This window comes from Sphingopyxis sp. 2PD (assembly GCF_005503695.1).
Taxonomy (GTDB): Bacteria; Pseudomonadota; Alphaproteobacteria; order Sphingomonadales; family Sphingomonadaceae; genus Sphingopyxis.
In genome coordinates this window covers 73212-94860 of the sequence record NZ_SCMU01000005.1, presented here as the reverse complement: position 1 = coordinate 94860, position 21649 = coordinate 73212, and the positions used below count along the sequence as shown (strand labels likewise).

The window sequence follows — 21649 nt, the reverse complement described above, 5'->3', positions numbered from 1 at the left end:
CGGGCAGGGCGAACCGAAGCGGCTTTCACGGGGGAGAGCGTCATGCGCAACAGGTTCGTCACGATCATCACATCTTCGGCGTTGATTGCCAGCCAGCTGGTCGTTCCGGCGATGCCGCAATCGACCTATCCCTATCCCCCCCCCACGGCGGACCCGGCCTATAACGGCGGCTATGCGGGTACGCTGCGCTGCGAGTCGCGGAACAACAAGCTTCAGCGCTGCAATGTCCGCACCGACAATCGCGTCGACCTGATCCGGGTGATCGGGGGGCGCTGTTCGAAAGGCCGCGATTGGGGTTTCACCGCGAACCAGATTTGGGTGTCCGGCGGTTGCCGCGCCGAATTCGGCTATGGCTATGCCAATAATGGCGGTTATCCGACGCCGCTGCCGCAGCCGGTCGATGATTATGCCGGGACGCTCCGCTGTGAATCGTGGAACTATAAATATCAGCAATGCAATGTGCCGACGAACAATCGCGTCGAACTGACCCGCAAGATCGCAGGCAAGTGTAACGCGGGGCGCCAATGGGGCTACACCGGCGATTATATCTGGGTCGACAAGGGCTGCCGCGCCGAATTCGCTTATGGCTATCGCAATGTGCAGCCGACGCGGCCCGACAAGGACAAGGGGCCGAGCACCGGGCTGATCATCGGCGGCGTCGTCGTCGCGGGCGGGCTGCTCGCGCTGCTGCTTAGCAAAAAGAAGAAATCGGCGGACGGGACGACCGAGGAGAGCGCGACGACGCACCCTCCGCGCGGGCCCGCTACACTGAGTGCGAACCTCAGCGGCCTGCCCAGTGCAGCACGAGCGTCGGTGCAAAATTGCATGACCGATGCGGCGCGTCAGATCGGGGTGACCGGCGGGACTAAGCTGTCCTACGACAAGCTGGTCTCGCTCGAACAGGGCAATGGCGGCTGGCGAATCCGCGCCGCGATGACCGCGACCTATCCCGACGGCACCAAGCCCATCGAAATGTATTGCCGCGCGACGCCGAGCGATATCATCCAGTTGGACTTCAGCTGAAGCAAGCGCCGCCGCCCCCGCGCGAGCGAGGGCGGCGAGTTGATGGTCAGGCGAGTGCCTCTTCGACCTGACCAAGCCGGTCTTTGCCAAAAAACATTGCGTCGCCGACGAAGAAGGTCGGGATGCCGAACACTCCGCGCGCGACCGCGGATTCGGTGTTGGCGACGAGCTTTGCCTTAATCTCAGGCTCTTGCGTCCGCGCGAGCAGCGCGGGGCCGTCGAAGCCGTTCGCGGACAGGAAGGTCGCGATCACTTCGGGATCGTCCATTTTCAACCCGTCCTCCCACATCGCGCGGTTCACCGCGTCGATATAGTCGTCGAGTACACCCTCATCGTCGGCGACGATCGCGCCGCGCATGATCGTCAGTGTGTTGACCGGGAAGTGCGGGTTGAGGCGGAATTTGGTCAGGCCATGCTTTTCGATGAAGCGCCGCATCTCGAGATTTTCATAGGCAAGCTTGGCGGGTGCGTCGGCATATTGGATCATTGGCGCCTTGTTGCCGGTCGCCTTGAAAATGCCGCCGAGCAGGCAGGGGGTGATGACAAGGTCGGCGCCGGTCCGGTCGAGCAGTTCGGGCAGCGCCTTCATCGACAGATAGGCGTTGGGGCTGCCGAAATCGAAGATGAGTTCTAAGGTCCTTGTCACCATTTTTCTCCCCAGGGGCGAAGGTCGAGTTCGTGCGTCCAGGCGCTTTTCGGCTGCTTGTGGAGCATCACATAATTGGCGGCGATCGCGGCCGGATTGAGGATCAGATCCTGCGCCTTGGCATTGTCGAAATCGGGATGGCGGCCCTTGATGAAGTCGGTGTCGATCGCGCCGTCGATCACGGTGTGCGCGACATGGATGCCCTGCGGTCCGAGTTCGCGCGCCATGGCCTGGGCGAGCATACGCAGCGCGCCCTTGGCGCCCGAGAAGGCGGCATAGCCCGATCCGCCGCGCAGGCTCGCGGTGGCGCCGGTGAAGATGATTGTGCCGCGGCCGCGCGGAGCCATGCGCTTCGCCGCCTCGCGCCCCATCAGGAAGCCGCCGAGGCACGCCATTTCCCAAACCTTGGTGTAAACACGCACCGTCGTCTCGGTGATCGGGAAATTGACGTTGGCGCCGATGTTGAACACCGCGACTTCGACCGGGCCGACCTCGGCTTCGACCTGATCGAACAGCCCGATCATCGCCGCTTCGTCGCGCGCGTCGGCAGGGAAGGCGCGGGCCTGATACCCGTCGTCGCGGATCGACTGCGCCAGCGCTTCGAGCTGATCGGCGTTGCGTTCGCGGCGGTTGACGCAGGCGGTCAGACCCTCGGCGGCGAACGCGCGGGCGATGGCGCCCCCGGTGGCGTCGCCGGCCCCGATAATGATGGCTGCAGGATTGGGCATAAGCGACTCTCCTCTTGCAGCCCATGGTAACTATGATAATCATAGTTACAAGAAGTTTTGGCGGCTTCCTTCCTTTCTGCTCCCCGGCGAAAGCCGGGGTCCAGAAGGCAAAAGCCGTGGTTGCCGCTCTGGACCCCGGCTTTCGCCGGGGTACGGCAAAGGAGAACAGTGTTTGCCCAAACGCACCGATCTATCCGACACCTTCTGCCCCGTTGGCCGCTCGGCCGAATTGCTCGGCGACCGCGCGGTGCTGCTCATTCTCCGCGATCTGTTTTTCGGGAATCGGCGGTTTGAGGTTATCGCCGCGAATACCGGGCTCGGCCCACAGCTCGTATCGGCGCGGCTCAAGCGGCTCGAGAGCGAGGGCGTGGTCGAGCGGCGCGCGTATCAGGAGCGCCCCGTTCGCCACGAATATTGGCTGACGGCCAAGGGCAAGGATCTGTTCGACGTGCTCTATGCGATGCGCGGCTGGGCCGAACGCTGGGCGTATCGCGACGGCGAAACCGGCGGCGGATCGGCGATGCGCTATATCCACCGTGCCTGCGGGAGCGACGTGGGGACCGCGCTGGTGTGTCCGGGGTGCGGCGAAACGCTGGGCTATGGCGATTTGAAGGGCGAGCCGTCACCGGCGCTCAGGGCCGAGCAGGAGCGACGGGGGCGAGCAGAATCTGTTCGCCGGTAAAGCGGGCGGCTAATTTAATGGCAGGCGGGGGTGCGACCCGAAGGGCTCGGCGCAAACCGGTCCCCGCCTGCGGCTGAACCGTGGGTTCAGCCAGCGTCCCCCGCCGGTTTGCGATAGGGGACGAATTCGCCAAAAACGCAGGTCGGACCGCGAATGCCGCTCGACCGATCGACCAGATGGAAGAAATCGCCTTCGCAGGTCGAGGATCCGAACTGGCGGACGACCATGATGTCGCTGTCACGCGCGAGGCCGGGGCAGCTGCTTTTCAGGTCATTGCGATACACCAGATTGCCGCCCGACCGATAAAGCAGAATATTGTCCGACACGCGGATCGTGTCGTTGCTGCGATAATTGGGCAGGCACCGCATCGGTTCGCCCGGAATCTTTCCCGCCAGTTGTTTGTCGAGCCGCTCGGCCTGCTTGGGTGTCAGCGCCGCGGCGCCCGGTTCGGCGGTGCCCGCAGGCGCGCAGCTGGCGACCAGCGGCGCCGCTGCGATCAGCAGCACGGCGCGCATCGGGTTCAGCATGGCCATGGCATTGCTCCTTGAGATTGCTGAATATATTGCTGCCAGATGAACGGGCGCTGAAGGGGCAGCATCAGGCCGCGTCCTTCAGCGCGCGGATACGCCCGAGTTCGGCGGCGCTCGTCGCGCGCAAAAAGGGATTGGTCGCGCGTTCGGCGCCGATCGTCGTCGGGACCGTCGCTTCCCCCGCCGCGCGCGCCGCCTCGACTACCGCGAGCCGCGCCGCCAGCGCTGCATTGTCGGGATCGACGGTCACCGCAAAGCGCGCGTTCGACAGCGTATATTCGTGCGCGCAATAGACGCGCGTTGCATCGTCGAGCGAGCCGAGTTTCTGCATGTTCGCGAACATCTGCTCGGCGGTGCCTTCGAACAGGCGACCGCAGCCCATCGCGAACATCGTGTCACCGACAAAGATCGCGGCATCGTCGGCGAAATGATAGGCGATGTGGCCCGCGGTGTGGGCGGGGACGTCCCAGACGCTCGCGACATGATTGCCCAGTCGCACCGTGTCACCGCCCTGTACCTGCATGTCGAGCGTCGGGATACGAGCATATTCGGCGGCGGGACCGGTGATCGTGCAGCCGGTTGCTTCCTTGATCGCGGCGTTGCCACCGGTGTGGTCGGGGTGCCAATGGGTGTTCCAGATGTCGGTGATCGTCCAGCCGCGCATGGCTGCGGCTTCGAGTACCGGATCGGCAACCGCGGGATCGACGACCATCGTCGCCCGGCTTTCCCGATCATGGACCAGCCAGACATAATTATCGCTGAGCACCGGGATGCGGGCGATTTCGAGTGCAGTCATGCGTCGCTCCTTTCGTTCACCGGCCTCATGCCTGCAAGACGGAGGCGCCGCGCCGCCGCCTTGGTCGCGCCGTCTTACCAGCTGCCTATGTTCGGCATCGACGACCAGGGTTCCTGCGGCGGTAAGTGACCGTTTTGGAGGAGTTCGACCGAAATGCCGTCGGGCGACCGGACGAACGCCATATGGCCGTCGCGCGGCGGGCGGTTGATCGTCACCCCGGCGTCCATCAGTCGCTGGCACGTCGCGTAGATATCGTCGACGCGGTACGCCAGATGGCCGAAATTGCGGCCGCCCGCATATTGTTCGGGCGCGCTGCCGTCTTCGGGCGGCCAATTATAGGTCAGTTCGACCTCGGCGACCCCATCCTGCCCCGGACAGGCGAGGAAGATCAGCGTGAAGCGCCCCTGCTCGCTGTCGAAGCGGCGGACTTCTTCCAGCCCGACAAGCTTGAAAAAGGCGACGGTCGCGTCGGGATCCGACACGCGGATCATGGTATGGAGATATTGGGTCATGCGGCCATCCTACGCGCGCAGGCTCTGTCCTTCAAACGCTTCGAACAGATTTACGAATTCATCGGGTACCGGTGTCGGCGCGCCTTGGGCTTCGGCGACATGGACGCTGACCTCCAGTCCGGTCGCGCGCAGATCGTCTTGCCCCGCGCCGTGCAGTTCAAACAGAAATGTCATCGAGCTTCGGCCCACGCGCGAACAGCGCACGCAAATGTCGATCTCTTCGTCGAGCAGGATCGGTACCTTGTAATCGACCTCGGCGCGCGCGACGTGAAATTCGGGGCTGTCGCGCTGCGGCCAGCGGTCATAGACCCCCGCGGCGCGCCAATATTCGGTGATGCCGATGTCGAAATATTCGAGGTAGCGGCTGTTGAACACCACCGCCTGCGCGTCGATTTCGGCGTAGCGGACGCGCTTGGTGACGTGAAATTTGAAGTCGCTCCGGGCCATGACAATCCTCTAATTTGTCGCGATCCGCGCGACGGTGTCGATCAGCAGCGCGATGTCGGTATCGCGCGACAGGCGGTGGTCGCCGCCCTTGACCAGCGTCACCTGGACATCGTCGCTGGCAAGCGCCGCCGACAGCCGCATGCTGATGTCCGGGGGCACGTCGCCATCCTCTTGTCCGTGCAGCAAGCGCACCGGGCAGGCGAGGGGGATCTCGGCATCCAGCAACCGGTTCGCCTCGCCCGACTGGAAAAAGCCGCGTGTCGTCACATAGGGCTGGTCGCTATATGGGGTTTCCTCGACCAGCGCGCCCTCGGCAAGGATGATCGCTTTCTCCGCGTCGCTGAAACCCCAATCGGTGAAATCGGGCGCCGCGGCGATGCCGACGAGCCCCGCGACGCGGCTTGGCCCGTCGCGCTGGACCAGCGCGATCGCGGTCAGCAGCATCAACCAGCCGCCCATCGACGATCCCACGATGACGACCGGCCCATCGACCTTTGCATCGATGACGTCGAGTATATCGCCGCGCCAGTCGAGCAAATCCTGCTCTGCAAACAACCCGTCCGACAATCCGCATCCGGCATAGTCGAGGAGCAGGCAGGCATGGCCTTCCGCGACGGCCCAGTCGAACAGCGCGGTCGCCTTGCCGCCCGCCATGTCGGACATATAGCCGGGCAGAAAGATGATCGTCGGACCGGTGCCCGGCGTATGGCGACAAGCGAGCCGCGGGCGGCCCGCGCGGTCGAGATAGTCGGGGGCGGCGGGCGCCGTCATTCTCTAATCCCGCTCGACGCGAGAGCAAAATGGGGCGCGTGGACGAAGCGCACCGGGATCAGATGACCCAGTCGATCGTGCTCATCTGCATCACGGCCTGGCCCTTGGCGCGCCGCTGCTCGACCATGATATGGTTGAGCCGTTTGATCGTGTCGCTGCCCGTGGTGATGCACCAGCCGGGAACAACCGCGTGAACCAGCGCGCAGAGCCCCCCATAGATCATCGTCACCCCGAATTTCGACGCGACGCCGAAATGTTCGATATAATTTTCATCGACGCTCTTGGGATGGTCGACGAACAGGCGCTTGAACATGGAGGTCTCCCTTTCCGGCTGCCGCCGCCCTAGCGGGCGGTCGACCGGCTCGCAAGGCCAGGGTGCCGATCGACGCTCATTCGGCGAGAAAAGCATCGATCGCGCGGGCAAAGGCCGCGGGTTGGTCGAGCATGATGAAATGGCGGCTGCCCGGTACCATGTGCGCGGAGAAACGGACGAGCCCTGCATATTGAGGTTCGAACGCCGTCTTTGCGCGCTCCGGCGTCATCAGCGCATCGTCCTGTGCATAGAGCAAGGTGACCGGCGCTGCGACCGCTCCCAGTTCGCCGCGCATGTCGGTGGTCATGACATCGTAAAGGACCTGCGCCGTGACGCGCGGGTCGGCCTGGCGCATCCAGCCGGCGATCGCGGTGCGTCCCGCGGCGCTGTTCGACATGCTGGCGGCCATGCTGGCCGGGCCGGGATCGGTGACGGGGGTTGTCGGCACCGGCTGGCCATATTGCGCGCGCATCATCGCGGCCATCTGCTCGGCCTGGGGCTTCGTGCTTTCTGCCGTCGCGGCGGGATTGAACAGGGTGCCGATGAAGGGCAGCGCGTCGACGATCATCAGGCGCGCGACTTCGTCCGGCGCGCGCGCCGCGATCATCAGCCCGGTAAGGCCGCCCATCGAATGGCCGATGATTGCGGGCGCTGCGCGGCCCTGATCGGTGATGCAATCGTCGATATAGTCGGCAAGCTCGCGCATCGTCGAACCGAGCACCGGCCCCTCGGCGTTGACCCCCGCTGCGTCACCAAAGCCGCGGATCTGGACGCGGTGCAGCCGGTGCGAGCTTTTCAGCCGGTCGGCGGTGGCGTCCCACACGCTGCGTGGGCTCGACAGACCGGGGATCAGCACGACGTCGGGTCCGTCGCCCTCGATCTGCACGGTGATGCGCTTGCCCTCGACCAACCCCGCGGGGCAGGGTTCGGTGGCGTCGACGGGGCTCGCGATCAGGCCGACGAACAGGGCGAAAATTGTAGCAATCGCAATGCGGCGTTTCATGTTCTTCAGTCTTTCAGAAAAATCTCTTCGATCGGCAGCCCGAACAGGTCGGCGATGCGAAAGGCGAGGGGGAGGGAGGGGTCATATTTGCCCGTTTCGATCGCGTTCACCGACTGGCGCGACACCTCCAGTCGCTCGGCCAGATCGCCCTGGCTCCAGTCGCGCTCGGCGCGCAGAACTTTCAGGCGGTTCTTCACGCGCACGGTCCCGCGTCGCCGATCGTGACCTTGTTGACCAGCGATCCGACCGCCAGCCCCAGACACCAGACGGGGAATACATAAAACAGCTGCACCCGCGGCACGTTGGTGAACAGCTCCAAAATGCCCCAGCCGCTAGCGAGCGCCAGCGTCAGGCCGGTCGCGACCAGCATCTTGCGGATTTCCAGCATCCGGACATATTCATCCTTCAACTCGGCGATATAGCGCGCCATCGCCCAGATGAAGCCCGAGGTTGCCAGCGCGGGAACGAGCGCGATCGCCACGGTCAGCGGCGTGGCCGCCGCATCATCGGGGATGAGCCAGCTCGCCAGCATCACCGTGGCGATATAGGCGAGGGACAGCGCGATCATCCGGCGCATGTAGCGGCGCTGGGCAGGGTTGCGGGCCACCGTTCAGCGCTCCAGCGGGCGGCAGCGCCGCGAGCCGACGACTGTCGTCACCATGATCAGCGGAAGGACCGTCACCAGCGTGCTTGCCACGTCGGCGGGGATCACGTCGACAGCACCCAAAAAGGCGATGGCGAGGATGGCGATTGCCCAAGGCAAGGCGCGCAACATCGGTGGCATTGGTCAAGCTCCCTTGTTAATCAGTCAAGGAACATTGACATGATGATTCGCGACTGTCAAGTGTCATTGACTAATTGGCAAGCTCGCCAGTCACGGAAGCCCGTTGTTGCGCCGGTGCGCGCGCTGGTATCAGCGAAGATGCTCGCGAAAATTGTGGCGCCAGCGCCAGTTGAGCACATGCGCGGTGGCAAGCGTTATCGCGCCCAATGACGTCAGCAACCGGTCGGCGGTTTCGGGATCGGCCAGCGCAAGCCATCCCTCGTGCGCCGCCAGCCCTGCCGCCAACAGGCCAAGCCCCGCTCCGGCGAGCAGAACAGGCAGCGCCTGACCGTGCCGCCGCCAACCATCCTTCATGGCAATGGTCGCGGCGGGCAAGGCCAGCATCAATATGGCCGCGTGCACCCATTCGGGCATCGCGATCCAAGTGCCGAGCGCGGGCGCGAGGAGGATCAGCAGCGGCAGCGCGAGGCAATGGATCAGGCAGGTCAATGACAGCGTGATCCCCAGCAGGTCGGCAAGGCGCGGGCGCGCGGCGGGGATACACATGGCGGGAAACTTTCGCGGGAGGGGCTTGCGGTGCGAGATAGTGATACAATGTATCATTGCAAGTCCGATTGTGAATCCGCCCCTTGCCGCCCCCACCGCATGCTGGCAAAGGAACCCGGCAATTTTGCCCAGAAAGGCCGATTTTCCCGATGTCCCAGATGATCCGCGTCACCCTTCCCGATGGCTCTGCCCGAGAAGTCGCGCGCGGGACTACCCCGGCGCAGATTGCCGCCGACATCGGGCCCGGTCTCGCCAAGGCCGCGCTCGCTGCGAAGATCGACGGCGAGCTGCGCGACATCATGCGCCCGCTGGAGGAAGACACCAATCTCGCTCTGGTGACGAGCCGCGACGAGGCCGACGCGCTTGAGCTGGTGCGACACGACTATGCGCACGTCCTCGCCGAAGCGGTGCAGAACCTGTTCCCCGGAACGCAGATCACTTTTGGCCCCTCGACGGGCGACGGCTTCTATTACGACTTCGCACCGACGGCCGAGCATGGCCCGTTCCGCGACGAGGAATTGCCGCTGATCGAGGAAGAGATGCGGCGGATCATTGCCGCCGACCTGCCGCTGACGCGCGAGGTTTGGGAGCGCGACAAGCTGATCGCCAAATGGCAGGCCGACGGCGAGACCTTCAAGGCCGAATGGGCCGCCGAACTGCCCGCGAACGAGCAACTGACCGTCTATCGTTCGGGTGACGGCTGGATGGATATGTGCCGCGGCCCGCACCTCGCCTCGACGGGCAAGCTCGATCCCGCGGCGTTCAAGCTGACTCGCGTGTCGGGCGCCTATTGGCGCGGCGACCAGAAGAACGCCCAGCTCTCGCGCATCTACGGCACTGGCTGGCTCAACAAAAAGCAGCTCGCCGAACATCTTGTCCGGCTGGAGGAAGCCGCTAAGCGCGACCACCGCAAGCTGGGGCAGGAAATGGACCTGTTCCACTTGCAGGCCGAAGCGCATGGGTCGGTGTTCTGGCACCCCAAGGGCTATATGATCTGGCGCGAGCTCGAGGCCTATATGCGCCGTGCGATCGACGGCGCGGGGTACCGTGAGGTCAAGACCCCGCAGGTGATGGACGCGCGCCAATGGGAACAGTCGGGCCATTGGGGCAAATATCGCGAGAATATGTTTGTGATCCCCGACGAGGTGCCGAACGTCGAGGATGAAGGCCCCATCATCTCGGACGAGGCCGAGTGGATGGCGCTAAAACCGATGAACTGCCCGGCGCATGTGCTGATTTTCCGGCAGGGGATGAAATCGTACCGCGACCTGCCGCTGCGCCTCTATGAAAACGGCTGCTGCCACCGCAACGAACCGCATGGCGCGCTGCACGGGCTGATGCGCGTGCGCCAGTTCACCCAGGACGACGCGCATATCTTCTGCCGCGAGGACCAGATCGTCAGCGAGGTGCAAGCCTTCTGCGCGCTCGCCGACCGCATCTACAAGGAATTCGGTTTCACCTACTCGATCAAGCTCGCGCTGCGCCCCGAAAAGCGCTTCGGGACCGAGGAGATGTGGGACATGGCCGAAACCGAGCTGCGTGCCGCCGTGGTCGCCGCGGGGCTCAACACCCCCGAATATGGCTGGGAAGAGCTGCTGGGCGAGGGCGCCTTTTATGCGCCCAAGCTCGAATGGCATCTGACCGACGCGATCGGGCGGACGTGGCAGGTCGGGACGATCCAGTCCGACCGCGTCCTCCCTGATCGCCTCGATGCGTCGTACATCGCCGAGGATGGCGAACGTCACCGCCCGGTGATGCTCCACCGCGCGATCTTTGGCAGCTACGAACGCTTCATCGGCATCCTGATCGAGCATTTCGCGGGCAAGCTGCCGGTATGGCTGGCGCCGGTGCAGGCGGTCGTTGCGACGATCGTCAGCGATGCCGACGACTATGCGCGCGACGTGACGGCGCAATTGACCGCCGCCGGGGTGCGTGTCGAAACCGACCTGCGCAACGAAAAGATCAACTACAAGGTCCGCGAGCATAGCCTGGCCAAGGTTCCGCATCTGCTCGTCGTCGGCAAGCGCGAGGCCGACGAAGGCACGGTTGCGATCCGCACCCTCGGGCAGGAAGGTCAGCGTATCATGCCGCTGGCTGAGGCGATTGCGCTGCTCAAGGGCGAAGCGACCCCGCCCGACCTGCGCCATTGATCGCCACGCCTGAACGTCGACCGCGCCGGTGGCGGCGCTGGCTGCTGCTGCTGGCGCTGTTCGGGGTGGCGCTCCTCGCCAAGGGCTATTGGAATGCGACGCGCGATCCGCTGATCCGCACCGCTTCGATTTCGGTCGGCGACTGGCCCGCCGGGCAGTCGCCGCTGAAATTGCTGCTCTTGTCCGACATCCATGTCGCCGGTCCCGACATGCCGCCCGGGCGGCTGACGCGCATCGTCGCCAAGCTCAATCAGCTGCGCCCCGATCTGGTGCTGATCGCGGGCGACCTGGTCAGCGAAAAGAGCAGCGCGACGCATATCTATTCGGCGGCAGAGGTTGTTGCGCCGCTCGGCAAGCTGCGCGCGCCGCTCGGCGTGGTGGTCGCGCCGGGCAATCACGACCATTGGTTCAAACCCGACGCGCTGCGCGGCGAACTGGAAAGGCACGGCCTGCGCGTGTTGCAGAATGACGCGGTGAAGCTCGGCCCGCTCATTGTCGGCGGGGTCGATGACAATTATTCAGGGCATGACGACGTTCCCGCGACGCTGGCGGCGATGGAGCGCGCGGGGCCGGGCGTGCCGTTGCTCCTGACGCACAGCCCCGACATCATCCCCGACGTCGAGCGCCCGGTCGCCGCGATCTTCGCCGGGCATACCCACTGCGGCCAGATCCGCTTCCCCTTCGTCGGCGCGCTCACTTATGTTTCGCGCTACGGTAATCGCTTTGCGTGCGGCGACATGACCGACAAGGGCCAGCGCGTGTTCGTCGGGGCAGGGCTCGGGACCAGCCTGTTGCCGCTCCGCTACCTGACGCCGCCCGATGCTTGGCTGGTGACGGTGGGGCCGCAATCATCGGCGGCCGGGACAATGCCCAGATGAGCGGGCTGGGCATCGGTGTGCACGCGGCCAACGAGTGCCTGCCGCGCCACCGCCACGCCGACGGCTATATCGCTGTCGTGCTCGGCGGCGGTTATCACGAGGCGGGCGACGAGGGACGGTTTGCTGCCCATCCGGGAACTGTGGTCGTTCACGGTCGCTGGACCGCGCATTTCGACCATTTTGGCAATCGCGGCGCGCGGGTGCTCAACCTGCCCGCCATTCCCGGGCTGGCGCCGGGAGCGGGAACGATCGCTGACGTCGACATCGTGGCGCGGATCGCCGAACGCGATCCGGTTGCTGCTGCCGAGCATGTGCGCGCGCATTGCTGCGCCGACGTCGGCCTATCCAATGACTGGCCCGACCTGCTCGCGGCAGTGCTCCGGTGCGACCCTGACACGCCGCTGGCGCCATGGGCGCGGCACATGAAACTTGATCCGGCCTCGGTCAGCCGCGGTTTCGCGCGCGCATATGGGGTCAGCCCGAAGCGCTTCCGGCTCGAGGCGCGGACGCGGCGCGCGATCGCTGCGCTCGCAGATTGGCACGGCAGCCTTGCCGATCTTGCCGCCGATCAGGGTTTTGCCGATCAGGCGCATCTCACCCGGTCGGTTGGCGCGATGACCGGGGTTCCGCCCGTCGTCATACGGGCAAAGTCCGTTCAAGCGCGGGGCAAACAGACCGGTTAATCCGGCCCCATGGATCGCCGTTTCTTCCTCGCCGCATCGCTCGGCAGCTTCGCCATTCCCTCGCTTGCCTATGCACAGCGTCCACCGATGCGCACGCGCTGGAAAGTCCGGGCTTCCGAGGGGTTCGATGCGCTGGCCTTTCTTGGTCCGTTGGCGGGCGGCGAGCTTTATCTGCCCTATTACCAAGCCGACGTGGACGCATTTGCGCCGCGCCTTGCCGCCGCAGTCCGCGCCGATGTCCCGGCGTTGGCGCAAGAGGCCGAACGCAGTGGCTTCGGGTTGCTCGGACCCAATTTGTCGGTGCTGTTTTCGAACGGGGCGGACGGCGATCTGGGGAGTCTGATTGCGAATATGTCCGCGCCCGAGGCACGTCTGCTACCGGCCTACCGCGCCAGCCCCTATTGGAACGAGAAGGACTGGCGCTGGTTCATGGCGGCTGTTCCCCGGCTGCGGACGGTGTTCGAAGCGATGCAGGCCGCCGACTTTGCCGCCTTTCGCGACGAGCGGGCCGGGGGTATCGCACGACGTATCGCCGAACTCGACCGCGATCTTGCTGACTATGACGTCATTCGCTGGCACGAAAAGCTCACAGGGCGCGTTTTCGATCCGCTGATTGAAGTGGTATTGCTGCAATTCTGCAAACCGCATGGGATCAAGGTACATGGGCAGACCTTTCTGCAGGCAGCGGACTGGAACACGCCGACCACGGTGCGCAACGCCGCCCATGAAATGCTCCATCCGCCGGTGCCGATGGATGGTGCCGCGGCACAGGCTGCGCTGGCGGTGCTGGCTCGCGACCCGCTGATCCCGCGCATAGTCGCCGACCACGACCCGAAATGGGGCTACACCACGCTCGAAGGCCTGCTCAACGAGGATATTGCCCAGGCGCTCGATCAGCTGATTGCCGAGGCGCTGGGCGTCGCGCGCAATCCCGCGGACCGCTGGCGCAAGGCCGACGATGGCATCCATGTCCTTGCGGGCGCCATCTATGGCATGTTGCGCCGCGACCGGTGGATCGACACTGGCGGGTCGATCGAAGATTGGTTGGCCGATGCGGTGCGCGGCGGACGATTTGCCCCGGGCCAACTGCACGCCGTCGCCGCGCAGGTGCTCGAGCGCCCGGTGACGGGGCTGTGGCCGCTGGCCTGAACCGATCTCCAGGGGCTAGGCGGCATCGCTTTGATGTCCTATCGGCCAACGCAGCCCGTTCGGGCGCGCGGAGGACTCGACTGCCCATCAATTCAACCCTGTGCGGTATGGCCGCAGCCCGATGAACGATCTGCAAAGTCTCACGGGCATCGCGCCGCTCACGCTGGTTGGCGCGGCGGCGATGACCTTTGGCGCGGCCTATGTGCGCGGGCTTACCGGGTTCGGGATGGCGATCATTCTGGTGCCTTTGCTGGGGCTGATCATCACGCCGGGCGAGGCGGTGGTGCTTGGCATCCTGCTGCAACTGCTGATCGGGCCGGTCGGGCTGAAGGTGATCCTCGCCGATGCCGACCGCGCGACCGCGGTGCCGATAGCGCTGATCGCGATGGTGACAACCCCGATCGGCATGGTCGCGCTCGATCTGGCGACCCCGGACGTGGCGCGGCTGCTCATCACCTTGATCGCGGTCGGCGCCTTTGTTGCGGTGCTGCTGCCCAAACAGCCCGAGGGACATCGCCCCGGCCGGGCCGCGATCGGGGGCACGGGGATCGCCTCGGGCATATTGACCGGCTTTGCCGCGATGCCGGGGCCGCCGGTCGTTCCCTTTTACCTGCGCCGCTCGCTGCCCCCCAGCGTCGCGCGCGCATCGATGATGCTGATCTTTTTTGCGACCGCGATTGCCGGGACGCTCGCCGCGCTGTGGGTCGGGATCGCCACCGGACGCCTGTTCATCCTGTCGCTGCTGCTGTTCGCGCCGATGTGGCTCGGTAACCGCATCGGCGGGCGCCACTTCGGCAGCGTCGCGCCGCATGTGTGGCAGGCGATGGTCGCGGTTGTGCTGGGCGTGGCGGCGGTCGCGGCGGTGGTACGGATCCTGAATTAAAGGCTCCGCAGCGCCTGCGCCGGTTTCGCAGACAACAGCGGCCAGCTGCCCGCAATCCCGATCAGGAACGACAATCCCGCCCCGCCGACCAGCGTCGCGCCGACGATCAGCGGGTCGGGGGCGAAGGTGAAGTCGAACAGGCTGACCACGACATAGCGCGCCGCGATCAGGCCCAGACCGAGCGCCAACACCGCCAGCACTGCGGCCAGCACCGCATATTCCATCGCCTGCGCACCCAGTATCTGCCGCCGCGTCGCGCCGAGCAGTTTCAGGATCACGCTGTCGTACACGCGCCGTTCGCGGCTGGCGGCGATCGCGCCGATCAGCACTGCAATGCCCGCGAGAATCGCGATGCTCGCCGCCGCGGCGATTGCCTGGCTCATCTGGGTCAGCAAAATCGTCACCTGCGACACGACATCGCGCACCGCGATCAGCGATGCCGAGGGGAAGGCGCGCGGGATACTGCGCGCCAGCTCGGTTTCGGCCCTGTCGTCGACCGCCACCGTCGCGACCATATTGTGCGGCGCCGCGTCAAAGGTGCCGGGCGAAAAGACCATCACATAATTCAGCCCGAAATTGTCCCAATTGACGGTGCGGAACGACGCGACCTTTGCCTGCACCTCGACCCCCAGCACATTCACGCTCAGCGTATCGCCGATCTTGAGGTCCAGCGACGTCGCAACCTCCTGCTCGACGCTGACCAGCGGCGGTCCTTTGTAGTCGGGCGCCCACCATTGGCCGCCAACCAGTTCGCTGCCGTTCGGCGGCGCAGCGCTATAGGTCAGCCCGCGGTCGCCGCGCAGCACCCACGCGCCTTCGGGCAGTTCGGCGAGCTCGTCGACGCGTACCCCTCGAAATTCGGTGACGCTGCCGCGCAGCGCCGGGATCATGTTGATCTGTGCGTCGGGCGCGGCCTTGGTCACCATCGAACGGAACTGCGTCGCGCCGCCGCGTGGGACGTCGAGCACAAAAAAGCTTGGCGCGCGCTGCGGCACGGTGCGCGCGATCTCGTTGGTGATGCTGGTCTGGATCGCCGCGAGGGTGACGAACAGGGTCAGCCCCAGCCCGAGCGCCACGACCAGCGCGCCGGTCGATGCGCCCGGACGGTGGAGGTTGGCGAGCGCGAGGCGCAGCAATGGGCGGCGCGGACGCGGCAGTCGGCCCGCGGTGCGGCGCACCAGCCAGCCGAGCCCGACGAGGATGAGCAGCAAAGCGATCGCCGCACCGATAAAGCCGAGCGCGAACAGCGGCTCGCGCGCGGTACCGACAGCAAGCGCGACGATGGCGAGCATCGCGACCGCGACAGCGATCAGCGCGGGGCGGTCGATCCGCGCCGCTTTATCGACCGTCGCCCGGTACAGTCCCGCCGCCGGGATATGCTTCGTCGCCGCGAGCGGCGGCAGCGCAAAGGCAATGGCGATCAACAGCCCATAAGCGGCGCTGACCGCGAGCGGTAGCGGGTAGAGCGCGAAGCCAGGGCGCACGGGCAAAACATCACCCGCAATCGCGCCGATCGCGATCGGTGCCAAGGCGCCGACGACCAGACCCGCAAAGATCGACACCGCCGCAACCGCCAAAATCTGCAAGCCATAGATGCGCAGAACGGTCGCGCTGTCGGCGCCCAATACTTTCAGCGTCGCCAGGCCGGGGCGTTTGCCCGCCAGATAACTTGCCACCCCATTGCCGACGCCGATCCCGGCGATGACCAGCGCGGCGAGGCCGACGAGCGACAGGAACTGCCCCATGCGTTCGATGAAGCGCCGGGTCCCGGGGGCGCCGTTGCTGCTGTCGGTGATGTCCCAGCCGGCGCCGGGGAATTGCGCGGTCAGCGCCTCGCCGACGGCTTGCGCGTTGGCGCTGGCGGGCAGGCGGACACGATATTTGCTTTCGAACAGGCTGCCCGGTTGGATCAGCTGCGTCGCGGGCAGGTCGCCCATACCGATGATCGCGACGGGGCCAAGGGTGAAGCCTTCGCCCAGCCGGTCGGGTTCGTCGGCGATGACGCCATCGATCAGGAACGCTTTTTCGCCAAACTTTACGCGCGATCCGACTTTCAGGTCGAGCTGCGACGCAAGATCTTGACCGATCCAGATGCTGCCCGCGGGGGGTGGGCCGCGGCGCGCGCCGCTTTCCAGCCGCAAGGTTCCATAGAGCGGATAGGCGTCATCGACCGCCTTGAGTTCGGACAATAGCGCGTCGCCCTCTGGCGCGTTGGCCATCGCGCGCATGCGCACGGTGGACGATGTCGTTCCTGCCTTGCGGAATGCCGCCATTTCTTCGGCGGTCGCTTCGCGTTGCGGGATACCGAATTCGATGTCGCCGCCCAGGATCGTCTGTCCGCGCACTTCCAGCTCGGACGTGATGCCGCGCGTCAGGCTGCCGATTGCGGCCAGAGTTGCGACGCCGAGGAACAGGCAGACGGCGAGCAGGCGCAGCCCGCGGATGCGCGTCGCGAGGTCGCGGCGCGCGATCCGCCAGAGGGAGGCGAGGGGGAGCATCAGCTGATCCTCCCTGTCGCGAAGCGATGGGGAGGGGGACCGTCGGCGAAGTAGATGGTGGAGGGGCCGCGACGATTGCGGCAAAGCCCCTCCGTCAGCGGCTCCGCCGCTGCCACCTCCCCATGGCTACGCCACAGGGAGGATTTGGTGAGCCTCGACTTCACGCCGTCCGCTCCTCGATCCGCCCATCGTGCATCACGACAACACGGTCGCAATGTTCGGCGAGTTCGGGGTCATGGGTGATGATCAGCAAGGTCGCGCCGAGCGCTGCGCGGCGCGCGAAGATCAGATCGATGATCGCATGGCCCGTCGCGGTGTCGAGGTTGCCGGTGGGCTCGTCGGCAAAGATGATCGCGGGTTCGCTCGCCATCGCGCGCGCAATCGCGACGCGTTGCTGCTCGCCGCCCGACAGCTGCGCCGGATAATGGGTCAGGCGGTGGCCAAGCCCGACGGCCTCGAGTTCGGCCGCCGCGCGCCCGAACGGGTCGGCGATCCCCGCCAGTTCCAGCGGCACCGCGACATTTTCCAGCGCGGTCATCGTCGGCAGCAGGTGGAACGCCTGGAGCACGATGCCGATCCGCCCGCGCCGCGCGCGCGCCAGCTCGTCCTCGTCCATCGTGGCGAAATCGAGGCCCGCAACGCGGATGCTGCCGCCATTGGCGCGTTCCAGCCCGGCGAGCACCGCCATCAGCGAGCTTTTGCCCGAACCAGACGGCCCGAGCAGCGCGACCGACGCCCCTGCCGGTACCTCCAGATCGACGCCGCGCAAAATTTCCACCGGGGACTTGTCGGTGCCAAGCGTCAGCGTCACATTATGGGCGGCGATCGCCATATCAGGCGCCGCGGCCTGAGGGGGTCGAGTGTCGGGCAAGGAGAGAACCCTTTGGAAAAACGAACGGCCGGATGGCGCTCTTACGCCATATATGGTTGCGCGCTGGCGCTTTGCCAACCGCTTGCTGCGTGCGGATCGGCGGAAACCCCGGCGGCTTCGACCAACGACAAGGTAGCGGCCCAGGCGTCCCCCGCAATCCCCGCCGACGCGCCGCTCGTCATCGCGTTCGGTGACAGCCTTTATGCGGGCTACCAGCTTGGTCCGAAGGAGGGCTTGGCGCCGCAACTGCAGGCCGCGCTGGCCGCAGACAGCGTTGTCGCGCGGGTACAAAATGCGGGCGTGTCCGGCGACACGACGGCGGCGGGGCGTCAACGGCTGACCTACGTGCTCGACAATGCCAAGGTGAAGCCGGCGCTGGTGCTGCTCGGACTGGGCGGCAACGACATGCTGCGCGGCATCGGCCCCGACCAGACGCGCGCCAACCTCGACGCGATGCTCGCCGAGCTTAAAAAGCGCGAGATCCCGGTGCTGCTGACCGGCATGATGGCTGCACCGAATCTTGGCAGCGATTATGCGAAGAAATTCAATCCGATCTATTCGGAACTTGCCGCCAAATATGATGCGAGCTTCTATCCCTTCATCCTCGACAATGTTGTCACCGACAAAACGCTGATGCTGAGCGACAATCTGCACCCCAATGCAAAAGGGGTAACGGTGGTGGCGGAAGCGCTGGCGCCGCTGGTGGAGCAGGCGCTGCCGGATGCGGGGTAGGCCTATCCTCCCTGTGGCGAAGCCATGGGGAGGGGGACCGTCCGCGAAGCGGATGGTGGAGGGGCCGCGACGGTAGCGCCAAAGCCCCTCCGTCAGCGCTCCGCGCTGCCACCTCCCCATGGCTTCGCCACAGGGAGGAACAAGGGCTCAACCGCCGCGCGGCCCGAACAGGATGATCGCGGCGCCGCCGAGGCATACCGCGGCGCCGATCAGGTCCCATCGGTCGGGCTTCGCGCCCTCAACCACCCACAGCCACAGCAGCGCCGCGACGATATAGACCCCGCCATAGGCCGCATAGGTCCGCCCCGCATGTTCGGCATCGACCAGGGTGAGCAGATAAGCGAACAGCGCCAGCGAAGCCATGCCGGGAACCAGCCACCAAATTGGCTTGTCGAGCCTGAGCCATGCCCAGAAGGCGAAGCAGCCCGCGATTTCGGCGAGCGCGGCGGCGATATAGGCAAGAGCGGTCATGCGCCGATCGTGGCGCTGCGCCGGCCGAAAGGGAAGGGTGTTATCCCGCCGCTTGCTCGAACTTCGGTTCGCGGCCGGTCAGCGCGGCATCGACCAGCTCGTCCAGATGCCGGTTCCGCTCTGCCGACATCATTCCGGCGCACTGGTTGACCACACGGCTGGCCTTGCCGTCTTCGCCCACCGGTTCGATTGCAAGCGGGCACCACCAGCCGCTGCCGTTCTGGCTGTCGTCGAGAACCTGCCACTCCAGCGTTTGTTCGTAGTTCACCCGCACCTGGGGTTTCAGCAACGACCATCCGGGCAGAATGCCGCGCTCAAAATCGGCCGATAACAAAATGCGCCGCGCGTCCTCGGCGGGCATCGCGTAGGTTTTTTCCGCCACGCCGCCCGCCGAACAGCCCCCGAGCGCCGCGCCTGCAATCAGACCGAAAACAAGATTCTTCATCCCCATCCTCCGTTGGCGACGACCCTAGTGCAATGGGGTAAATATCGACTGAACACGGGGTTAGCGGCAGCTGGCGTTCAAAAGAAAAGGGGCGACCCGCAGGCCGCCCCTCCCCGTTTTGGCATGTCGCTTCCGAATAATCAGAAAGCGAAGCCGACGCCTGCGACGAAGGTGTCGAAATCGCCGAAGTTGTTGATGAACTGGTGGCGATATTCGGCCTTGGCATAGATGTTCTGGCCCAGCTTGTGCTGGTAACCGGCGCCGACATAGGGATCGTCGATGTCGCTGAAGGTATAACCACCGGTGACATAGGCCTTGCCGTTCGCGCCAACCTTGGCGCCGACGCGGCCGCCGGCCGAGAACTGGACGTCCGCACCGTCGATCAGTACCTTGTCGCCGGCAACTTCGGCGCCGACAAACGCGGCCGAGCCAAGGTCGAAGTCATAACCGGCGGCGAGGCCGATGGTGCCTTCGTCGATGCCGTTGCCGGTGATCAGGCCACCGCGCAGTTCGACGCGGCCTTCGCCGCCTTCGGCTGCCATGGCGGGGGTTGCAACGATGGCCGTCAGGAGAGCGGCTGCAACTGCGAATTTCTTCATTTTGTTTTCCTTCTGCTTTTACATGGCCACGCCCTTTGGGTCGCGGTCCACCGCCTAAATGGCGTTCGCAGCTGTCGCTTCAATGAACGGATCGTTCAGAATGTGACAATTTTCTTACCTGTGTTATTTTTACCACACGGTATATAATGGACGTGCAAAAGCGCGGCCAAAAATGTGGCGGAAAAGCTCGGATTTTCGTGATGTTCGCTTGGCGCAGCGAAGGGCGATCAGCCCAACGCCGCCTGTTTCTCTTCCGCAATCCGGTCGAGTTCGGCGCGGGTCGGCTTGGTTGCGGCGCTTTTCAGCTGGCCGCACGCCGCCATGATATCGCGCCCGCGCGGGGTGCGGATCGGGGCCGAAATTCCGGCCTTGAAAATCAGGTTGCTGAACGCCTTGACCCGCTCGGGCGATGAACATTCATAGATCGCTCCGGGCCAGGGGTTGAACGGGATCAGGTTGACCTTGGCATGCAGGCCATATTCGCGGATCAGCCGAACAAGCTCGCGCGCATCATCGTCGCTGTCGTTTTTGTCCTTCAGCATCACATATTCAAAGGTGATCCGCCGCGAATTGCCCGCGCCGGGATAGTCGGCGCAGGCTTTCAGCAGCTCGTCGATCCCATATTTGCGGTTGAGCGGCACGATCTCGTCGCGGATCTCCTTCGACACCGCGTGCAAGGATACCGCGAGATTGACGCCAATCTCTTCGCCCGCGCGTGCCATCATCGGCACCACGCCGCTGGTCGACAGGGTGATGCGGCGGCGCGACAGCGCCAGCCCGTCGCCGTCCATGACGATCTTCAGCGCGCCCTTGACCTCGTCGAAATTATACAGCGGCTCGCCCATACCCATCATCACGATGTTGGTCAGGATGCGGCCGTCGGCGGTGTAGTGGCCGCCATCTTCTTCATCGTCATCCTCTGGATCGGGGCCGAAGCCCGCCATCGTCCCCTTGGGCCATTCGCCCAGCTCGTCGCGCGCCAGCATCACCTGTCCGACGATTTCGCCCGCGCCAAGATTTCGCACGAGCCGCATCGTGCCGGTGTGGCAGAAACGGCAATTGAGCGTACAGCCGACCTGGCTCGACACGCAGAGGGTTCCCCGATCGGCGTCGGGGATGAAGACCATCTCATATTCCTGCCCGTCAGCAGCGGCGAGCAGCCATTTGCGCGTGCCGTCGCTCGACACCTGCGCCTCGCGCACCGTCGGACGGCCGATGATGAACCGGTCGGTCAGCCACGGGCGCATCGCCTTGGCGATGTCGGTCATCGCCTCGAAATCGGTGACCCCGCGGTGGTACATCCAGTGCCAGATCTGCTTGGCGCGCAGCTTGGCGGCCTTTGCATCCAGCCCAGCCTCGACCAGCACCCCGCCGATCGCGTCGCGGCTCAGCCCGACGAGGTCGATACGGTTGCCCCCGCGCAAGGGGACGGTGCCCGTCGTGACGGGGTCGATGTGGCCGGGAATCTGCATGATGCGCGCGCATATAGGGGGGAAGGGGCGTTTGCGC

Annotated in this window: 27 protein-coding genes; 8 read left to right on the top strand and 19 right to left on the bottom strand. The window is 65.3% G+C overall.

Annotated features, from left to right (window positions below; translation table 11 throughout):
* Window positions 1-42: 42 nt before the first annotated feature.
* Complete coding sequence (locus FFS18_RS06725; RefSeq protein ID WP_137870279.1) at window positions 43-1023, top strand: DUF3011 domain-containing protein; 981 nt, start codon at window positions 43-45, stop codon at window positions 1021-1023.
* Window positions 1024-1069: 46 nt separating this feature from the next.
* On the opposite strand, the gene FFS18_RS06720 is transcribed toward FFS18_RS06725, so the two are convergent.
* A complete protein-coding gene (locus tag FFS18_RS06720) occupies window positions 1070-1672 on the bottom strand; it encodes a 2-hydroxychromene-2-carboxylate isomerase (RefSeq protein WP_137870278.1) in 603 nt (200 codons plus the stop codon).
* Window positions 1666-2397, bottom strand: coding sequence for an SDR family oxidoreductase (locus FFS18_RS06715; RefSeq protein WP_137870277.1), 732 nt, complete (start codon window positions 2395-2397; stop codon window positions 1666-1668). Before FFS18_RS06715 ends, FFS18_RS06720 begins: the two co-directional genes overlap by 7 nt.
* A 172-nt stretch (window positions 2398-2569) precedes the next feature.
* On the opposite strand from FFS18_RS06715, the gene FFS18_RS06710 reads away from it, so the two are divergent.
* Complete coding sequence (locus FFS18_RS06710; RefSeq protein ID WP_137870276.1) at window positions 2570-3079, top strand: winged helix-turn-helix transcriptional regulator; 510 nt, start codon at window positions 2570-2572, stop codon at window positions 3077-3079.
* Between the two features lie 86 nt (window positions 3080-3165).
* On the opposite strand, the gene FFS18_RS06705 is transcribed toward FFS18_RS06710, so the two are convergent.
* From FFS18_RS06705 to FFS18_RS06660, 11 genes are all read right to left on the bottom strand, one after another.
* Window positions 3166-3612, bottom strand: a complete 447-nt coding sequence (locus tag FFS18_RS06705) for a hypothetical protein (protein ID WP_137870275.1) — start codon at window positions 3610-3612, stop codon at window positions 3166-3168.
* 64 nt (window positions 3613-3676) lie between these two features.
* Window positions 3677-4405, bottom strand: coding sequence for a hydroxyacylglutathione hydrolase (gloB, locus tag FFS18_RS06700; protein ID WP_137870274.1), 729 nt, complete (start codon window positions 4403-4405; stop codon window positions 3677-3679).
* A 74-nt stretch (window positions 4406-4479) separates the two neighbouring features.
* Window positions 4480-4917: a VOC family protein gene (locus FFS18_RS06695; RefSeq protein ID WP_137870273.1), complete on the bottom strand. Its 438-nt coding sequence runs from the start codon at window positions 4915-4917 to the stop codon at window positions 4480-4482.
* A gap of 9 nt (window positions 4918-4926) precedes the next feature.
* Window positions 4927-5364, bottom strand: a complete 438-nt coding sequence (locus tag FFS18_RS06690) for an acyl-CoA thioesterase (protein WP_120215718.1) — start codon at window positions 5362-5364, stop codon at window positions 4927-4929.
* Window positions 5365-5373: 9 nt separating this feature from the next.
* The gene (locus FFS18_RS06685) at window positions 5374-6135 is read right to left on the bottom strand and encodes an alpha/beta fold hydrolase (protein ID WP_120215719.1); all 762 of its coding nucleotides are present in this window, start codon (window positions 6133-6135) and stop codon (window positions 5374-5376) included.
* Between the two features lie 58 nt (window positions 6136-6193).
* Window positions 6194-6448: a DUF6356 family protein gene (locus tag FFS18_RS06680; protein ID WP_039572425.1), complete on the bottom strand. Its 255-nt coding sequence runs from the start codon at window positions 6446-6448 to the stop codon at window positions 6194-6196.
* Window positions 6449-6524: 76 nt separating this feature from the next.
* A complete protein-coding gene (locus FFS18_RS06675) occupies window positions 6525-7451 on the bottom strand; it encodes an alpha/beta fold hydrolase (protein WP_137870272.1) in 927 nt (308 codons plus the stop codon).
* A 5-nt stretch (window positions 7452-7456) separates the two neighbouring features.
* Window positions 7457-7648, bottom strand: a complete 192-nt coding sequence (locus tag FFS18_RS06670) for a helix-turn-helix transcriptional regulator (RefSeq protein WP_053556040.1) — start codon at window positions 7646-7648, stop codon at window positions 7457-7459.
* The gene (locus tag FFS18_RS06665; protein WP_137870271.1) at window positions 7645-8058 is read right to left on the bottom strand and encodes a hypothetical protein; all 414 of its coding nucleotides are present in this window, start codon (window positions 8056-8058) and stop codon (window positions 7645-7647) included. The genes FFS18_RS06670 and FFS18_RS06665 overlap by 4 nt, the downstream gene beginning before the upstream one ends.
* A gap of 3 nt (window positions 8059-8061) precedes the next feature.
* Window positions 8062-8235, bottom strand: a complete 174-nt coding sequence (locus FFS18_RS17415) for a hypothetical protein (RefSeq protein ID WP_171005252.1) — start codon at window positions 8233-8235, stop codon at window positions 8062-8064.
* A 129-nt stretch (window positions 8236-8364) separates the two neighbouring features.
* Window positions 8365-8781 carry a MerC domain-containing protein gene (locus FFS18_RS06660; RefSeq protein WP_137870270.1) on the bottom strand — a complete coding sequence of 139 codons (417 nt, stop codon included), beginning with the start codon at window positions 8779-8781 and terminating at the stop codon, window positions 8365-8367.
* 149 nt (window positions 8782-8930) lie between these two features.
* Here FFS18_RS06660 and thrS point away from each other — a divergent pair, with 149 nt between their 5' ends.
* The 5 genes from thrS to FFS18_RS06635 all read left to right on the top strand — a co-directional run bounded on the left by thrS (window position 8931) and on the right by FFS18_RS06635 (window position 14524).
* Window positions 8931-10931, top strand: coding sequence for a threonine--tRNA ligase (gene thrS, locus FFS18_RS06655; protein ID WP_137870269.1), 2001 nt, complete (start codon window positions 8931-8933; stop codon window positions 10929-10931).
* Entirely contained in the window at window positions 10928-11809 is an 882-nt protein-coding gene (locus FFS18_RS06650) for a metallophosphoesterase (RefSeq protein WP_249340331.1), read from the top strand. The genes thrS and FFS18_RS06650 overlap by 4 nt, the downstream gene beginning before the upstream one ends.
* Window positions 11806-12492, top strand: a complete 687-nt coding sequence (locus tag FFS18_RS06645; protein ID WP_137870268.1) for a helix-turn-helix domain-containing protein — start codon at window positions 11806-11808, stop codon at window positions 12490-12492. The genes FFS18_RS06650 and FFS18_RS06645 overlap by 4 nt, the downstream gene beginning before the upstream one ends.
* A gap of 9 nt (window positions 12493-12501) precedes the next feature.
* A complete protein-coding gene (locus FFS18_RS06640; protein ID WP_137870267.1) occupies window positions 12502-13641 on the top strand; it encodes a hypothetical protein in 1140 nt (379 codons plus the stop codon).
* 121 nt (window positions 13642-13762) lie between these two features.
* Window positions 13763-14524 (top strand): sulfite exporter TauE/SafE family protein, encoded by a 762-nt coding sequence (locus tag FFS18_RS06635; protein WP_137870266.1) that lies wholly within the window; start codon window positions 13763-13765, stop codon window positions 14522-14524.
* On the opposite strand, the gene FFS18_RS06630 is transcribed toward FFS18_RS06635, so the two are convergent.
* A complete protein-coding gene (locus FFS18_RS06630; protein ID WP_137870265.1) occupies window positions 14521-17022 on the bottom strand; it encodes an ABC transporter permease in 2502 nt (833 codons plus the stop codon). The two genes, FFS18_RS06635 and FFS18_RS06630, sit on opposite strands and share 4 nt — an antisense overlap.
* Window positions 17023-17182: 160 nt before the next feature.
* Complete coding sequence (locus tag FFS18_RS06625; protein ID WP_137870264.1) at window positions 17183-17854, bottom strand: ABC transporter ATP-binding protein; 672 nt, start codon at window positions 17852-17854, stop codon at window positions 17183-17185.
* 51 nt (window positions 17855-17905) lie between these two features.
* On the opposite strand from FFS18_RS06625, the gene FFS18_RS06620 reads away from it, so the two are divergent.
* Window positions 17906-18625 (top strand): arylesterase, encoded by a 720-nt coding sequence (locus tag FFS18_RS06620; protein WP_120215729.1) that lies wholly within the window; start codon window positions 17906-17908, stop codon window positions 18623-18625.
* 147 nt (window positions 18626-18772) lie between these two features.
* Here the strand turns inward: FFS18_RS06620 and FFS18_RS06615 are convergent, their stop codons facing one another.
* From FFS18_RS06615 to rlmN, 4 genes are all read right to left on the bottom strand, one after another.
* Window positions 18773-19096 carry a YnfA family protein gene (locus FFS18_RS06615; RefSeq protein ID WP_120215730.1) on the bottom strand — a complete coding sequence of 108 codons (324 nt, stop codon included), beginning with the start codon at window positions 19094-19096 and terminating at the stop codon, window positions 18773-18775.
* A gap of 40 nt (window positions 19097-19136) precedes the next feature.
* On the bottom strand, window positions 19137-19541 hold the full coding sequence (locus tag FFS18_RS06610; RefSeq protein WP_137870263.1) for a hypothetical protein: 405 nt from the start codon (window positions 19539-19541) through the stop codon (window positions 19137-19139).
* Window positions 19542-19681: 140 nt separating this feature from the next.
* Window positions 19682-20140 (bottom strand): outer membrane protein, encoded by a 459-nt coding sequence (locus FFS18_RS06605; protein WP_120215732.1) that lies wholly within the window; start codon window positions 20138-20140, stop codon window positions 19682-19684.
* Between the two features lie 227 nt (window positions 20141-20367).
* On the bottom strand, window positions 20368-21612 hold the full coding sequence (gene rlmN, locus FFS18_RS06600) for a 23S rRNA (adenine(2503)-C(2))-methyltransferase RlmN (RefSeq protein WP_171005250.1): 1245 nt from the start codon (window positions 21610-21612) through the stop codon (window positions 20368-20370).
* Window positions 21613-21649 lie beyond the last annotated feature (37 nt).

Bases quoted from the DNA above. Each gene is read 5' to 3' on its own strand.
- FFS18_RS06645 (WP_137870268.1), top strand. From the start codon at position 11,806: ATGAGCGGGCTGGGCATCGGTGTGCACGCGGCCAACGAGTGCCTGCCG.
- FFS18_RS06625 (WP_137870264.1), bottom strand. From the start codon at position 17,854: ATGGCGATCGCCGCCCATAATGTGACGCTGACGCTTGGCACCGACAAG.
- FFS18_RS06610 (WP_137870263.1), bottom strand. From the start codon at position 19,541: ATGAAGAATCTTGTTTTCGGTCTGATTGCAGGCGCGGCGCTCGGGGGC.
- FFS18_RS06640 (WP_137870267.1), top strand. From the start codon at position 12,502: ATGGATCGCCGTTTCTTCCTCGCCGCATCGCTCGGCAGCTTCGCCATT.
- FFS18_RS06685 (WP_120215719.1), bottom strand. From the start codon at position 6,135: ATGACGGCGCCCGCCGCCCCCGACTATCTCGACCGCGCGGGCCGCCCG.
- FFS18_RS06605 (WP_120215732.1), bottom strand. From the start codon at position 20,140: ATGAAGAAATTCGCAGTTGCAGCCGCTCTCCTGACGGCCATCGTTGCA.
- rlmN (WP_171005250.1), bottom strand. From the start codon at position 21,612: ATGCAGATTCCCGGCCACATCGACCCCGTCACGACGGGCACCGTCCCC.
- FFS18_RS06635 (WP_137870266.1), top strand. From the start codon at position 13,763: ATGAACGATCTGCAAAGTCTCACGGGCATCGCGCCGCTCACGCTGGTT.
- FFS18_RS06630 (WP_137870265.1), bottom strand. From the start codon at position 17,022: ATGCTCCCCCTCGCCTCCCTCTGGCGGATCGCGCGCCGCGACCTCGCG.
- FFS18_RS06705 (WP_137870275.1), bottom strand. From the start codon at position 3,612: ATGGCCATGCTGAACCCGATGCGCGCCGTGCTGCTGATCGCAGCGGCG.
- FFS18_RS06660 (WP_137870270.1), bottom strand. From the start codon at position 8,781: ATGTGTATCCCCGCCGCGCGCCCGCGCCTTGCCGACCTGCTGGGGATC.
- FFS18_RS06720 (WP_137870278.1), bottom strand. From the start codon at position 1,672: ATGGTGACAAGGACCTTAGAACTCATCTTCGATTTCGGCAGCCCCAAC.
- FFS18_RS17415 (WP_171005252.1), bottom strand. From the start codon at position 8,235: ATGCCACCGATGTTGCGCGCCTTGCCTTGGGCAATCGCCATCCTCGCC.
- FFS18_RS06675 (WP_137870272.1), bottom strand. From the start codon at position 7,451: ATGAAACGCCGCATTGCGATTGCTACAATTTTCGCCCTGTTCGTCGGC.
- FFS18_RS06615 (WP_120215730.1), bottom strand. From the start codon at position 19,096: ATGACCGCTCTTGCCTATATCGCCGCCGCGCTCGCCGAAATCGCGGGC.
- FFS18_RS06715 (WP_137870277.1), bottom strand. From the start codon at position 2,397: ATGCCCAATCCTGCAGCCATCATTATCGGGGCCGGCGACGCCACCGGG.
- FFS18_RS06695 (WP_137870273.1), bottom strand. From the start codon at position 4,917: ATGACCCAATATCTCCATACCATGATCCGCGTGTCGGATCCCGACGCG.
- FFS18_RS06725 (WP_137870279.1), top strand. From the start codon at position 43: ATGCGCAACAGGTTCGTCACGATCATCACATCTTCGGCGTTGATTGCC.
- FFS18_RS06680 (WP_039572425.1), bottom strand. From the start codon at position 6,448: ATGTTCAAGCGCCTGTTCGTCGACCATCCCAAGAGCGTCGATGAAAAT.
- thrS (WP_137870269.1), top strand. From the start codon at position 8,931: ATGTCCCAGATGATCCGCGTCACCCTTCCCGATGGCTCTGCCCGAGAA.
- FFS18_RS06690 (WP_120215718.1), bottom strand. From the start codon at position 5,364: ATGGCCCGGAGCGACTTCAAATTTCACGTCACCAAGCGCGTCCGCTAC.
- gloB (WP_137870274.1), bottom strand. From the start codon at position 4,405: ATGACTGCACTCGAAATCGCCCGCATCCCGGTGCTCAGCGATAATTAT.